Source organism: Pseudomonas sp. v388 (genome assembly GCF_003935425.1).
Taxonomy (GTDB): Bacteria; Pseudomonadota; Gammaproteobacteria; order Pseudomonadales; family Pseudomonadaceae; genus Aquipseudomonas.
Map to the genome: position 1 here is coordinate 499902 of NZ_RHQN01000003.1, position 12857 is coordinate 512758.

Below are 12857 nucleotides of genomic sequence, written 5' to 3' on the forward strand. Positions count from 1 at the left end.
GCCCGACAGCCGGTGAAGGCTGTCGGGCGTCGGGTCAATCAGCGAATTGGTGGTGCGTACTGGATGCCGCCTGCGTTCCACAGAGCGTTCTGGCCGCGCTTGATTTTCAGCGGGGTCGATTCGCCCAGGTTACGTTCGAACATTTCACCGTAGTTGCCGACCTGCTTGACGATCTGCACGACCCAGTCCTTCGGCAGTTTCAGGTCAGCGCCGTAAGCGCCGTCGGCACCGAGCATACGGGCCACGTCAGGGTTCTTGGTCGACTTGGCTTCGGCTTCAACGTTCTTGGAGGTCACTTTGGCCTCTTCCGCGTTGAGCATGGCGAACAGGGTCCACTTGACGATGGAGAACCATTCTTCGTCGCCTTTACGAACGACCGGGCCCAGTGGTTCCTTGGAGATCACTTCCGGCAGAACGATGTAGTCGTCCGGCTTGGCCAGCTTGCTGCGCTGTGCGTAGAGCTGCGACTGGTCGGAGGTCAGTACGTCGCAACGGCCGCCTTCCAGCGACTTGGCGCTTTCGTCGGAGGTGTCGAAGGTGATCGGGGTGTACTTCATGCCGTTGGAGCGGAAGTAGTCCGACACGTTCAGCTCGGTGGTGGTGCCGGCCTGGATGCAGACGGTAGCGCCGTCCAGTTCCTTGGCGCTCTTGACGCCCAGCTTGTTGTTCACCAGGAAGCCGATGCCGTCGTAGTACGTCACGCCGGCGAACACCAGGCCCATGCCCGCATCGCGGGAGCTGGTCCAGGTGGTGTTGCGCGACAGCACATCGATTTCACCCGATTGCAGAGCAGTGAAGCGCTCCTTGGCGTTCAGCTGGCTGAACTTGACCTTGGTCGCGTCACCGAAAACGGCAGCAGCTACGGCACGGCAAACGTCAGCGTCGATACCGGTGATCTTGCCGGTGGCATCCGGAACGGAAAACCCTGGCAGGCCATCGCTGACGCCGCACTGAACAAAGCCCTTCTTTTGAACAGCGTCGAGGGTGGCACCGGCGTTGGCAGCCCCGGCCACGCCGAGCGCTGCTACAGCTGTGACTACCGCCAGGGTGGATTTCAACATCTTCATTCAAACCTCCAGTTTGCTCTTTGTTGTTTGCGAGCCCTGATCCCGTCGCACCCTTGTGAGGCATGGTCGACCCGTGCTGGCTTGTTTTTGGGTCGATACGACGTCGGACTGAAAACGATGAATCCGGCGCAAGTATGTTGCGCGTGCTCATCGGCGAAACAGTCCATGGAACAAAGCCCGGTGATTTTCCCGTACCGCAGCGGTACGCGGTGAATCGTGCCGCGAATCCTGACGCATGGACTCCCGTGCTGCCTTTCGACCCGTTCCTGTAATAGCCTGTTAGTGTTACCGGTCGATGTGAGCGCTTGGTCTCAATCGTTTCATAGCAAAGCCCGTACCAGCATGGTGGCATTGTCGAATTAGCGACAGCACAAGAGCTAAACTTGTAGCCTTGCGACATCTTCGTTCAGATTTAAACAAGCTGCGCACCGTATTAATGCGCTAAAAAAGCGCCCGACGCACACTATTGGAGCAGTCATGACCGACCCGCTGATTCTCGAACCCGTCGGCACCGCCGATGCCTGCGTTATCTGGCTGCACGGCCTGGGCGCCGACCGCTACGACTTCCTGCCGGTTGCCGAAGCCCTGCAGGAAACCTTGCACACCACGCGCTTCGTGCTCCCGCAGGCACCCGTTCGCGCGGTGACCATCAACAATGGCTACCAGATGCCCAGCTGGTACGACATCAAGACCATGAGCGCGGCAGCCCGCGCCATCGATCATGAGCAGATGGAAGCCTCGGCGCTTCAGGTACTGAACCTGATCGAACAACAGCGCGACAGCGGCATCGATCCGGCACGCATTGTCCTGGCCGGCTTCTCTCAAGGCGGCGCGGTGGTGCTGCATACGGCGTATCTGCGCTGGCAAGGGCCGCTCGGCGGCGTTTTGGCTCTGTCGACCTATGCCCCGACCTTCAACGAGCAGATGATCCTGTCCGCCAGCCAGCAACGTATCCCGGCGTTTTGCCTGCATGGCTACAACGACGAAGTCGTGCATGCGGCCATGGGGCGAGCGGCGTACGAGCACCTGCGTGCCCAGGGTGTCACCGCCCAATGGCAGGAGTACCCAATGGGACATCAAGTGTTACCGCAGGAAATTTCCGACATCGGTAGCTGGCTGGCCGAGAAACTGCGGTAACGCACTCCGGGAATGCGCCCTGCCGCGCCGCTGAGGGTCGGCCGGCCGCACGCCACGGATGAGACTACGCCGAGCACGGTTCTTGCTTTACACTGCTGGGCGTATATTCCTTAACCAATTGATGAGATGACCGTGCTTAAAGCACTTAAGAAGATGTTCGGTAAAAGCGAGGCCGGGCCGCTCGCGCCGAGTCAAGCAGTCCCCGCCCCCGTTGCACAGGCGCAGGCCCACGCCACGCTGCGCGAACCGGCACCCCAGGCCACGGCTGCCGCAACCGAGCCTGCGCCCGAACCTGCCATCGTCCATCCGCCGCGGGAAGAAAAACCCAAAGCCGAGCGTCCTCGTCGCGAACGCCCACCCAAGCCGCCGGTTGCGCCGTGGACAATCGAAGATTTCGTCGTAGAGCCGATGGAAGGCAAAACCCGCTTCCACGACTTCGACCTGGCGCCCGAGCTGATGCACGCGATCCAGGACCTGGGCTTTCCTTATTGCACGCCGATCCAGGCGGGCGTGCTGGGTTTCACCCTCAAGGGCAAGGACGCCATCGGTCGCGCGCAGACCGGGACCGGCAAGACCGCGGCCTTCCTGATTTCCATCATCACCCAGCTGACCCAGACGCCGCCGCCCCGCGAGCGTTACATGGGCGAACCGCGCGCGCTGATCATCGCGCCGACTCGCGAACTGGTGGTGCAGATCGCCAAGGATGCCGAGAACCTGACCAAGTACACCAACCTGAACGTGATGACGTTCGTCGGTGGCATGGACTTCGACAAGCAGCTCAAGCAGCTCGAAGCGCGCCATTGCGACATCCTGGTCGCCACGCCGGGCCGCCTGCTGGACTTCAACCAGCGCGGGGAAGTGCATCTGGACATGGTCGAGGTGATGGTGCTGGACGAAGCCGACCGCATGCTGGACATGGGTTTCATCCCGCAGGTGCGTCAGATCATTCGCCAGACCCCGCACAAGGGCGAGCGCCAGACGCTGCTGTTCTCTGCGACCTTCACCGACGACGTGATGAACCTGGCCAAGCAATGGACCACGGACCCATCCATCGTCGAGATCGAGGCCGAGAACGTCGCCAGCGAGAACGTCGAACAGCACATCTATGCAGTGGCGGCGGCTGACAAGTACAAGCTGCTGTACAACCTGGTCACCGATAACGGCTGGGAACGCGTGATGGTGTTCGCCAACCGCAAGGATGAGGTGCGCCGCATCGAAGAACGCCTGGTGCGTGACGGTGTGAACGCTGCGCAGTTGTCCGGTGATGTGCCGCAGCACAAGCGCATCAAGACCCTGGAAGGTTTCCGTGAAGGCAAGATCCGCGTGCTGGTGGCCACCGACGTGGCCGGTCGCGGTATCCACATCGACGGCATCAGCCATGTGATCAACTTTACCCTGCCGGAAGTGCCGGACGATTACGTGCACCGCATCGGCCGTACCGGCCGCGCGGGCGCCGATGGCGTGTCGATCAGTTTCGCAGGCGAAGATGATTCCTATCAGCTGCCGGCCATCGAAGAAAAGCTGGGCCGCAAGATCAGCTGCGAAACGCCGCCGGCCGAATTGTTGCGAGCGGTTGAACGTAAACGTAGTTGAGGGTGTTGCTTAACCTTGTGGGAGGGAGCGTGCTCCTGCAAGGTTCAGCTATTCCAGCGCTTCGCCGCCGCCTGATCACTGTCGCGGCCTTCGACCCATTTGGGTCCTTGGGACGTGTTCTCTTTCTTCCAGAACGGCGCGCGGGTCTTGAGGTAGTCCATGACGAAATCGCAGGCCTCGAACGCGGCCTGTCGATGGGCACTGGCGACGCCGACAAAGACGATCGGCTCGCCAGGCTCCAGAGCGCCGACCCGATGCAAGACTTCCAGGCGCAGCAACGGCCAGCGCGCCTCGGCTTCTGTGGTGATCTGCTGCAGAGCCTTCTGGGTCATCCCCGGATAATGCTCCAGGAACATGCCCGACACTTCACGCCCTTCATTGAAGTCGCGCACATAGCCGACGAAGCTGACTACCGCGCCGATGCCGACATTGGCGGCATGCAGCGCGTTGACTTCAGCGCCCGGATCGAAAGGTTCGGCCTGGATACGAACGCCCATTTTCAGCCTCCGGTCACGGTGGGGAAGAACGCCACTTCGTCGCCATCCTGCAAAGGCTCTTGCAGCGAACAGAGTTCCTGATTGCGAGCGCACATCAGGTTCTGTTCATCCAGCACTTGCCAGGGTTCGCCGCGCAGCAGCAAATGCCGACGCAGCGCATCGAGCGTCGCGAACGAGCCGTCGACCCGTTCGGCATCCACTCCCAGGGTTTCACGATATCGGGCGAAATACTGAACCTGAACGCTCATCGCGCGGACTCCACCGGCTCGGCGATGAAATGGCCGCTCTTGCCGCCCAGTTTTTCCAGCAACTGCACCGACTCGATGACCATGCCACGGTCCACGGCCTTACACATGTCATAGATGGTCAACGCGGCAACGCTGGCGGCGGTCAGTGCTTCCATTTCCACACCGGTCTGCCCGGCGAGCTTGCAGCGGGCGATGATCGACACCGCGTCGTCGCCTTCGGCCGTGAGTTCGACTTTCACGCTGGTCAGCATCAACGGATGGCAGAGCGGGATCAGGTCGCTGGTTTTCTTGGCGGCCTGGATGCCGGCGATGCGGGCAACGGCGAACACATCACCCTTGGGGTGGCCGCCGCTGACGATCATGCGCAAGGTAGCGGGCAACATACGCACCCGCGCCTGGGCCACGGCCTCACGAGACGTCACGGCTTTGTCGGTGACGTCGACCATATTGGCGCGACCTTGAGAATCGAGATGTGTGAGCACGGGATGACTCCTGGACAGGAGCGTGCATTCTAAACCTGTGGGAGCGGCATGTGGGAGCAGACTTGTCCGCGAAGAGGCTTTCGCGGATACCTCCGCTCCCACGGGTATTACTACAAATGACTTTCCGCGTATTCAGCCAGGATGGAGCGTGGCACGCCTTGCAGGGTGATGTGCACGCCGTTGGGGAAATCCTTGAAGCGCTCCGTCAGGTAGGTCAGGCCGGAACTGGTGGCTGACAGGTACGGGGTGTCGATCTGCGCCAGGTTGCCCAGGCAGACCACCTTGGAACCGGCACCGGCGCGGGTGATGATGGTTTTCATCTGGTGCGGGGTGAGGTTCTGGCATTCGTCGATCAGGATCAGGCTCTGCTGGAAACTGCGGCCTCGGATGTAGTTGAGGGATTTGAACTGCAACGGCACTTTGCTGAGGATGTAGTCGACGCTGCCGTGGGTGTTTTCGTCATCCATGTGCAGGGCTTCGAGGTTGTCGGTGATCGCGCCCAGCCACGGCTCCATCTTCTCGGCCTCGGTGCCCGGCAGGAAGCCGATTTCCTGATCCAGGCCCTGCACGCTGCGGGTGGCGATGATGCGCCGGTAGCGCTTGGTGACCATGGTCTGTTCGATGGCCGCTGCCAGCGCCAGGATGGTCTTGCCGGATCCGGCGGCGCCGGACAGGTTGACCAGGTGGATGTCCGGATCGAGCAGCGCGAACAGCGCCAGGCCCTGATAGATGTCACGCGGCTTGAGGCCCCAGGCCTCCTGATGCAGCAAAGGCTCCTGGTGCATGTCGAGAATCAGCAGCTCGTCGTTGCGCACCCCCTTGATCCAGCCGACGAAGCCCTGTTCATCGATGATGAACTCGTTCATGTGGACCGCAGGCAGGGTTTCCGTCATCTGTACGCGGTGCCAGGTACGACCGTGATCCTGGCGGGTTTCCACCTTGCTGACCCGATCCCAGAACGAGCCGGTCATTTCGTGGTAGCCGCGTGACAGCAGCGATACGTCGTCGACCAGTTGATCGGTGCTGTAGTCCTCGGCCGCGATGCCACAGGCGCGCGCCTTGAGGCGCATGTTGATGTCTTTGGTCACCAGCACCACGCGCAGGTCCTTGTCACGCGCATGCAGGTCGATCAATTGATTGATGATGATGTTGTCGTTCAGGTGTTCGGGCAGCAGGCTGTTGGGTTCTTCACGCTTGCTCATCAGGATCGACAGATACCCCTTGAGCACGCCTGTGCCGCGATCGATAGGGACGCCCTTCTCGACCTCTTCAGGCGTTGCCTCGCCCAGGGTCTTGTCGATCAGGCGGATAGCCTGGCGGCATTCGGCAGCCACGGAATGCTTGCCGTCCTTGAGCTTGTCCAGTTCCTCCAGAACCGTCATCGGGATGGCGACATGGTGTTCTTCGAAATTCAGCAGTGCGTTTGGATCATGGATCAATACGTTGGTATCGAGCACGTAAAGGATAGGCTGGTTAGTGGAAGGGGTGCGTCCGTGGTCATCCATACTCGCTCACCTTTTTAGAAGCCAGGTGACGCAGAACCGCTGTCGAGCTGCGTCACGGAAAGGCCGCCGATGATCTCCCCTTCAGGCAGGGCAGAATGTGCTCAAGGTGGGTCTTGAAAGACGCCACCTGTGTTGCAGGTTTCGGCGGTCTGTCTTCGTAATACAGCAAAACAGATGACAGGAAAAAGCTCTTTGACAGTTTTTTGAAGTTTATTTCACAGGTTGACGAATAGCGCTTGGCGGACGTTCTCAGCGCGTTTACAGTCCGAAGTCAGCCACCTGCGGCATGCCCTTTGACCGCCGCTGGCGATCACTCTTCCGGGACTTCCCCGGCACGCTCCACCGGCACTCGCCGGGACTCTTCTTCCGGTACCGGTTCCGTTATCTCTTCAGTGCCGCGCTGCGGCTCGATGGCAGGCGCGGCTGGCTCGGGCACCGCCTGCGGGGTTTCGCTCGGCGTGACCGGCGGTGCTTGCTCCGGTGATGGCTCAGGCACCTGTTCGGGTACGTCCTCAGGCGTGTCTTCGGGCACCTCTTCCGGCTCCGGTGCCGCCGGCTCCTCATAAAGATTGCGGCAATCGTCCCAGATCAATTCGCTCTGCCAGGTATTGGCCAACAGCAAAGGCAGCGCCGACTGCGCTTTGCCCGCCACGTCATGAAACACCACCGTGCCGCGCCGCCACAGCAACATGAGGGTCAGCACCCGGTCGCTGACCTGCTCGGAGGTCAGCCTGACGTTGTCGTCCCGGGCGTCGATGTTCCACAACGACACACGCAAGTGCTGCGAACGAAAGTAGTCACCACTGTCGGCGCGGCGGTGGCCGTAGGGCGGCCTGAACAACGGCACGAAGTTGTCCGGCAGTGCTTGCTCCACCAGGCTCAGGGAACGCTGTACCGAATCCTTCCAGCCGACCCACTGACTGTGGGAGCGATATTCCCAGCCCTGGATGCCGACGCATTGCTGCCGGTAAAGCGCCTGTACGCTGCCCGGCGGCGAACCTTGCAGGCGCTCTTCCAGGTTCTTGCCCAGCACGAAGAACGTCGCGGTCATCTTTTGCTGGCGCATGAAGTCTGCCAGCCAGTCGGTGCCGCCACCCGCCGGGCTCGGGCCGCCGTCGAAGTTGAGCATGAAAGTGCGATCCGGCATTTCATCGCCGCTCATCTCGTCGGAGTTGTAGCGCTCGATTTCGCTGCTGGTCTGCGGGAACAAGGCCGCCAGGTACAGCAATTCGTTGAGATAGCGCTCGTGGAAGACCGCACTGGGTTGCGCCCAGCCCGCGTAGAACGATCCGCCGGAAACGGTGTACTCCTCGGCCCGCTGGCGCAGCTGATCCATATCCTCGACCAGCACGCAGAAGTTGGCATCTTCGCCGCAGGATTTCTGCGCGCTGCGGTAGTTTTCCAGCAGGCGTTGCCACAGCCGGTGGCGAATCACATTCATTGACGACACATTGACGAAACGCAGGCCCAGGCGGCGTTTGAGTCCTTCTTCGTCAAGTTTCTCGCTGAGCCACAAGGCATGGGCGAAGGCGAGGATTTCCGCACGGGACGCCACGTCGAACAACGCCGCCGTTTCCAGACGTTCCGGCCACACGCTGCGATCCATGGTCGCGATGACCGGCGGCGCCGCATGCGCTCCCACTGCCAACAGCCCTGCGCATACTGCAAGAACGATCCGCAACCCCACTGCTCTCTCCTTCAACTTTCCACCACGCCAGGCCCGGCACTATAGCCGATCTGCATGATTGATCCGGTGCCGGCGCCACGACTATCGCCACCATAGCTGGAGTCGTGGGCCATCAGCCCATAGAATCCCCCCTCGATTACAGGAGACGACCTTATGCTGATGGTGATTTCCCCGGCGAAAACCCTCGATTTCGAGACGCCGCCGACCACCGCGCGCTATACCCAGCCGCAATACCTGGACCACTCTCAGGAGTTGATCACCCAGCTTCGTGAGCTGACGCCCGCGCAAATCAGCGAGTTGATGCACCTGTCCGACAAGCTGGCGGGCCTCAATGCCGCACGTTTCGGCAGCTGGAACCCGGCGTTCACCCCCGACAACGCCAAGCAGGCCCTGCTGGCGTTCAGAGGCGACGTCTACACCGGCCTGCAGGCTGAAACCCTCGATGAAGCACAGCTTTCCTATGCGCAGGACCATTTGCGCATGCTCTCGGGCCTGTACGGTCTGTTGCGGCCGCTGGACTTGATGCAGCCCTACCGCCTGGAAATGGGCACGCGACTGGCCAATGCCCGAGGCAAGGATCTGTACGCGTTCTGGGGCACGCGGATCAGCGAGTGGCTGAACGAAGCGCTGGCCGAGCAGGGCGATGACCTGCTGCTGAACCTGGCCTCTACCGAATATTTCTCGGCGGTCAAACGCTCCGCGCTCAACGCCAGGATCATCGACACCGAATTCAAGGATTTGAAAAACGGGCAGTACAAGATCATCAGTTTCTACGCCAAGAAAGCCCGCGGCATGATGAGCCGGTTCGTGATTTGCGAACGCATCAATGACCCTCGCGACCTCAAGGCATTCGATGTTCAGGGTTATCGTTACAGCAGCGAACAATCAACTAACGACAAGCTGGTATTTCTGCGCGACACCCCCGAACAGGTGTAGTCCCCCTCATGCGCGGGGGCGCTGCTCCCCCGCTTCAATCGTGCATAACTGCACGAATGACAACAACGTGACGCCAGATATTCGTCAGTTAAATAGCGCTCTGTCCTACAATCTTTTTTTCTCAAAAAAATAACAAATATTTTTGTGCTGGATAATGCGATCGCATCCAGTGGTGGCACATTCACATTAACCCTCGTATACCCCGCGTAAACACGGCTTTCGCCGCCCAATGCCATCACTGTGCAACCATTCCGTGTAACCGCGTTGATACGATGAAATCTCAAAAACAGGACGAATGGCCCGGAACTAAACCTGATTCCATACGCTCCTACATCCCGTAACAATTCTCGACAACCCTGTAAGAGATCACTTACAGCGAGGCGAGATTAAGGGAAGTTACCGACGACGAAGTTTGATCTCAGGATCAAGGCTGTAGGTACCGGGTTAACTCACATCTCAAGTTGAATAAGGTAGCCAGGCCAAGCCCCGGAAAGGTGTATCGAGCAGGACACGAGCTGGACATGCAGGGCGCCAGCCCATGCGTCTTCAGACCGGGAGTTCAGGTATTGCCCTAAAGGAGTGGTTCACCCACATCCAACAGAGCAGGGCCTTTCCCAGCAGGGAGAGGATACTTGCCGCTTGCACTTAGTGCCATGAGTCAGCCTCATTGATTTAGGCACTCACTTATTAAATATGCCTGCGTTAGTTATGTGGAAGTTACAAGTCCGCATTCACTGACGTGTGATATCTGCTGGCCAAAATTAATATCCAGCCAACTTTGGCGTGAAATCGAGGAGAGTACGATGCGTATCAGCATCTTTGGTTTGGGTTACGTCGGTGCAGTATGTGCCGGTTGCCTTTCTGCACGTGGTCACGATGTTGTGGGTGTTGATATCTCCAGCACCAAGATCGACCTTATCAACAACGGCAAGTCGCCTATCGTCGAGCCCGGCCTGGAAGACCTCCTGGCCAAAGGCATCCGCGAAGGCAAACTGCGCGGTACCACCGACTTCGCCGAAGCCATTCGCGCTACCGATGTATCGATGATCTGCGTCGGCACACCGAGCAAGAAGAACGGCGATCTGGAACTCGATTTCATCGAGGGCGTTTGCCGCGAGATCGGTTACGTTCTGCGTGACAAGACTTCCCGCCACACCATCGTGGTTCGCAGCACCGTACTGCCGGGCACTGTTGCCAACGTGGTGATTCCAATCCTGGAAGACTGCTCGGGCAAGAAGGCCGGTGTCGATTTCGGCGTTGCAGTGAACCCTGAGTTCCTGCGCGAAAGCACCGCGATCAAAGACTACGATCACCCGCCGATGACCGTCATCGGCGAATTCGACAAGGCGTCCGGCGACGTGCTGCAAGCCCTGTACGAAGAACTCGACGCGCCGATCATCCGCAAGGACATCGCCGTTGCCGAAATGATCAAGTACACCTGCAACGTGTGGCACGCCACCAAGGTCACTTTCGCCAACGAAATCGGCAACATTGCCAAGGCGTGCGGCGTCGATGGCCGTGAAGTGATGGAAGTGGTCTGCCAGGACAAGCAACTGAACCTGTCGCAGTACTACATGCGCCCAGGCTTCGCCTTCGGCGGTTCCTGCCTGCCAAAGGACGTTCGCGCCCTGACCTACCGCGCCGGCAGCCTGGACGTGGAAGCACCGCTGCTCAACTCCCTGATGCGCAGCAACGTTTCTCAGGTTCAGAACGCTTTCGACATCGTGGCCGCCCACGACACTCGCAAAGTGGCCCTGCTGGGTCTGAGCTTCAAGGCCGGTACCGACGACCTGCGCGAAAGCCCGCTGGTCGAACTGGCTGAAATGCTGATCGGCAAGGGTTTCGACCTGAGCATCTTCGACAGCAACGTCGAATACGCCCGTGTCCACGGTGCCAACAAGGACTACATCGAGTCGAAGATTCCTCACGTTTCTTCGCTGTTGAACTCCGATTTCGACGCCGTCATCAACAACTCCGACGTCATCATCCTGGGTAACCGCGACGAGCGCTTCCGCGCCCTGGCCGACCAGGCTCCGGCAGGCAAGCGCGTTGTCGACCTGGTGGGCTTCATGAGCAAGTCGACCAGCGAAACCGGCGGAGCCGAAGGGATCTGCTGGTAAATCAGCCGCAAGCGCCAGGCTCCAGGCCGCAGGCTCAAGCGTTTCGCTTGCAGCCTGGGGCCTGAGGCTTGCAACTGACCTTGGGATACAGATCTATGCACAGGCTCAAGCACGGTCTACTAGAGGCCGCCGGTTGGCTGTTTTATCTAAGTTTGTTAATGGGCATCGCTGCGCTGTTGCCTACCAGTATCTTCGACTCACAGTCGAAGAACTTTATTTTCCTGATTGGCGCCGTGGGCATCTGGCGCTATTCGATGGGCATCACGCACTTCGTGCGGGGAATGATTTTCCTGTACCTGGTCTACCCTCGCCTGCGCCGCAAGGTTCGCAAGCTGGGCAAGGCAGCGGACCCCTCTCATGTGTTCCTGATGGTCACCAGTTTCCGGATCGACGCCCTGACCACCGCTCAGGTGTACAGCTCGGTGATTCGTGAAGCGATCGACTGCGGCCTGCCGACCACCGTGGTCTGCTCGCTGGTCGAGTTGTCCGATGAGCTGCTGGTCAAGAGCCTGTGGGAACGGATGAACCCGCCGTCACGGGTCACCCTCGACTTCGTGCGCATTCCCGGCACCGGCAAGCGCGATGGCCTGGCCTACGGCTTCCGCGCCATCTCCCGCCACCTGCCGGATGATCGCGCGGTCGTCGCAGTGATCGACGGCGACACCGTGCTCGGTGAAGGCGTGGTGCTCAAGACCGTGCCGTGGTTCCACATGTTCGACAACGTCGGCGGCCTGACCACCAACGAGTTCTGCGAAGTCCGTGGCGGCTACATCATGAGCGAATGGCACAAGCTGCGTTTCGCCCAGCGCCACATCAACATGTGCTCGATGGCCCTGTCCAAGCGCGTCCTGACCATGACCGGTCGGATGTCGGTGTTCCGTGCCAGTGTGGTTACCGACCCGGAATTCATCGCCGACGTCGAAAGCGACTCCCTCAAGCACTGGCGCCTGGGTACCTTTCGCTTCCTGACCGGCGACGACAAGTCCAGCTGGTTCAGCCTGATGCGCCTGGGCTACGACACGTTCTACGTGCCTGACGCTGCGATCAACACCGTCGAGCACCCGCCCGAGAAGAGCTTCTTCAAGGCCAGTCGCAAGCTGATGTACCGCTGGTACGGCAACAACCTGCGTCAGAACTCCCGCGCACTGGGTCTGGGCGTCCGCCGCCTGGGTCTGTTCACCAGCGTGGTGCTGTTCGACCAGCGCGTGTCGATGTGGACATCGATCCTGGGCCTGACCGTCGCCATCATCGCCAGCTACAAGTACGGCGGCGCATTCATCCTGATGTACCTGCTGTGGATCGGCATGACCCGCCTGATCCTGACGCTGTTGCTGTCCTGTTCGGGACACAGGATCGGGCCTGCCTACCCGGTGATTCTCTATTACAACCAGATCGTCGGCGCCCTGATGAAGATCTACGTGTTCTTCCGTCTGGACCGTCAGTCCTGGACACGTCAGGACACCAAGCTGGGTCGCGACCTGGCCAGTTTCCAGGGCTGGTTCAACACCTGGTCGTCTCGGACCATGACTTTCTCGGCTGGCACCATCTTCGTCGCAGTGCTGTTGACGATGGTTTGACCGGGCCA

The 12857-nt window shown here is 60.0% G+C and carries 10 protein-coding genes and 1 pseudogene; 5 read left to right on the forward strand and 6 right to left on the reverse strand.

The window, feature by feature from the left end; genetic code table 11:
• Window positions 1-38: 38 nt before the first annotated feature.
• Entirely contained in the window at window positions 39-1067 is a 1029-nt protein-coding gene (locus EGJ27_RS09955) for an amino acid ABC transporter substrate-binding protein (protein ID WP_125830551.1), read from the reverse strand.
• Window positions 1068-1544: 477 nt separating this feature from the next.
• On the opposite strand from EGJ27_RS09955, the gene EGJ27_RS09960 reads away from it, so the two are divergent.
• Both EGJ27_RS09960 and rhlB read left to right on the forward strand, forming a co-directional pair.
• Window positions 1545-2204: an alpha/beta hydrolase gene (locus tag EGJ27_RS09960; RefSeq protein ID WP_125830552.1), complete on the forward strand. Its 660-nt coding sequence runs from the start codon at window positions 1545-1547 to the stop codon at window positions 2202-2204.
• A 126-nt stretch (window positions 2205-2330) separates the two neighbouring features.
• The gene (rhlB, locus tag EGJ27_RS09965; protein WP_125830553.1) at window positions 2331-3797 is read left to right on the forward strand and encodes an ATP-dependent RNA helicase RhlB; all 1467 of its coding nucleotides are present in this window, start codon (window positions 2331-2333) and stop codon (window positions 3795-3797) included.
• A gap of 44 nt (window positions 3798-3841) precedes the next feature.
• Here the strand turns inward: rhlB and moaE are convergent, their stop codons facing one another.
• The 5 genes and pseudogenes from moaE to EGJ27_RS09990 form a co-directional block, all read right to left on the reverse strand.
• Window positions 3842-4294, reverse strand: coding sequence for a molybdopterin synthase catalytic subunit MoaE (moaE, locus tag EGJ27_RS09970; RefSeq protein ID WP_125830554.1), 453 nt, complete (start codon window positions 4292-4294; stop codon window positions 3842-3844).
• A gap of 2 nt (window positions 4295-4296) precedes the next feature.
• Window positions 4297-4542, reverse strand: a complete 246-nt coding sequence (locus EGJ27_RS09975; protein WP_125830555.1) for a MoaD/ThiS family protein — start codon at window positions 4540-4542, stop codon at window positions 4297-4299.
• Entirely contained in the window at window positions 4539-5024 is a 486-nt protein-coding gene (gene moaC, locus EGJ27_RS09980; protein WP_125830556.1) for a cyclic pyranopterin monophosphate synthase MoaC, read from the reverse strand. The genes EGJ27_RS09975 and moaC overlap by 4 nt, the downstream gene beginning before the upstream one ends.
• A 110-nt stretch (window positions 5025-5134) precedes the next feature.
• A complete protein-coding gene (locus EGJ27_RS09985) occupies window positions 5135-6529 on the reverse strand; it encodes a PhoH family protein (RefSeq protein WP_125830557.1) in 1395 nt (464 codons plus the stop codon).
• 511 nt (window positions 6530-7040) lie between these two features.
• Window positions 7041-8210: pseudogene (locus EGJ27_RS09990) on the reverse strand (polysaccharide deacetylase family protein); the annotation flags it as partial.
• Window positions 8211-8369: 159 nt separating this feature from the next.
• Between EGJ27_RS09990 and yaaA the strand changes: the two are divergent.
• The 3 genes from yaaA (at window position 8370) to alg8 (ending at window position 12849) form a co-directional block, all read left to right on the forward strand.
• Window positions 8370-9152 (forward strand): peroxide stress protein YaaA, encoded by a 783-nt coding sequence (gene yaaA, locus EGJ27_RS09995; RefSeq protein WP_125830558.1) that lies wholly within the window; start codon window positions 8370-8372, stop codon window positions 9150-9152.
• A gap of 803 nt (window positions 9153-9955) precedes the next feature.
• Window positions 9956-11272: a nucleotide sugar dehydrogenase gene (locus EGJ27_RS10000; protein WP_125830559.1), complete on the forward strand. Its 1317-nt coding sequence runs from the start codon at window positions 9956-9958 to the stop codon at window positions 11270-11272.
• A 95-nt stretch (window positions 11273-11367) separates the two neighbouring features.
• Window positions 11368-12849: a mannuronan synthase gene (gene alg8, locus EGJ27_RS10005; RefSeq protein WP_125830560.1), complete on the forward strand. Its 1482-nt coding sequence runs from the start codon at window positions 11368-11370 to the stop codon at window positions 12847-12849.
• The last annotated feature ends 8 nt before the right edge of the window (window positions 12850-12857 follow it).

What these genes read in the sequence shown, in the direction of transcription:
- EGJ27_RS09975 (WP_125830555.1), bottom strand. Translation starts at nt 4,542, where the DNA reads ATGAGCGTTCAGGTTCAGTATTTCGCCCGATATCGTGAAACCCTGGGA.
- rhlB (WP_125830553.1), top strand. Translation starts at nt 2,331, where the DNA reads ATGACCGTGCTTAAAGCACTTAAGAAGATGTTCGGTAAAAGCGAGGCC.
- yaaA (WP_125830558.1), top strand. Translation starts at nt 8,370, where the DNA reads ATGCTGATGGTGATTTCCCCGGCGAAAACCCTCGATTTCGAGACGCCG.
- EGJ27_RS10000 (WP_125830559.1), top strand. Translation starts at nt 9,956, where the DNA reads ATGCGTATCAGCATCTTTGGTTTGGGTTACGTCGGTGCAGTATGTGCC.
- EGJ27_RS09960 (WP_125830552.1), top strand. Translation starts at nt 1,545, where the DNA reads ATGACCGACCCGCTGATTCTCGAACCCGTCGGCACCGCCGATGCCTGC.
- alg8 (WP_125830560.1), top strand. Translation starts at nt 11,368, where the DNA reads ATGCACAGGCTCAAGCACGGTCTACTAGAGGCCGCCGGTTGGCTGTTT.
- EGJ27_RS09985 (WP_125830557.1), bottom strand. Translation starts at nt 6,529, where the DNA reads ATGGATGACCACGGACGCACCCCTTCCACTAACCAGCCTATCCTTTAC.
- EGJ27_RS09955 (WP_125830551.1), bottom strand. Translation starts at nt 1,067, where the DNA reads ATGAAGATGTTGAAATCCACCCTGGCGGTAGTCACAGCTGTAGCAGCG.
- moaE (WP_125830554.1), bottom strand. Translation starts at nt 4,294, where the DNA reads ATGGGCGTTCGTATCCAGGCCGAACCTTTCGATCCGGGCGCTGAAGTC.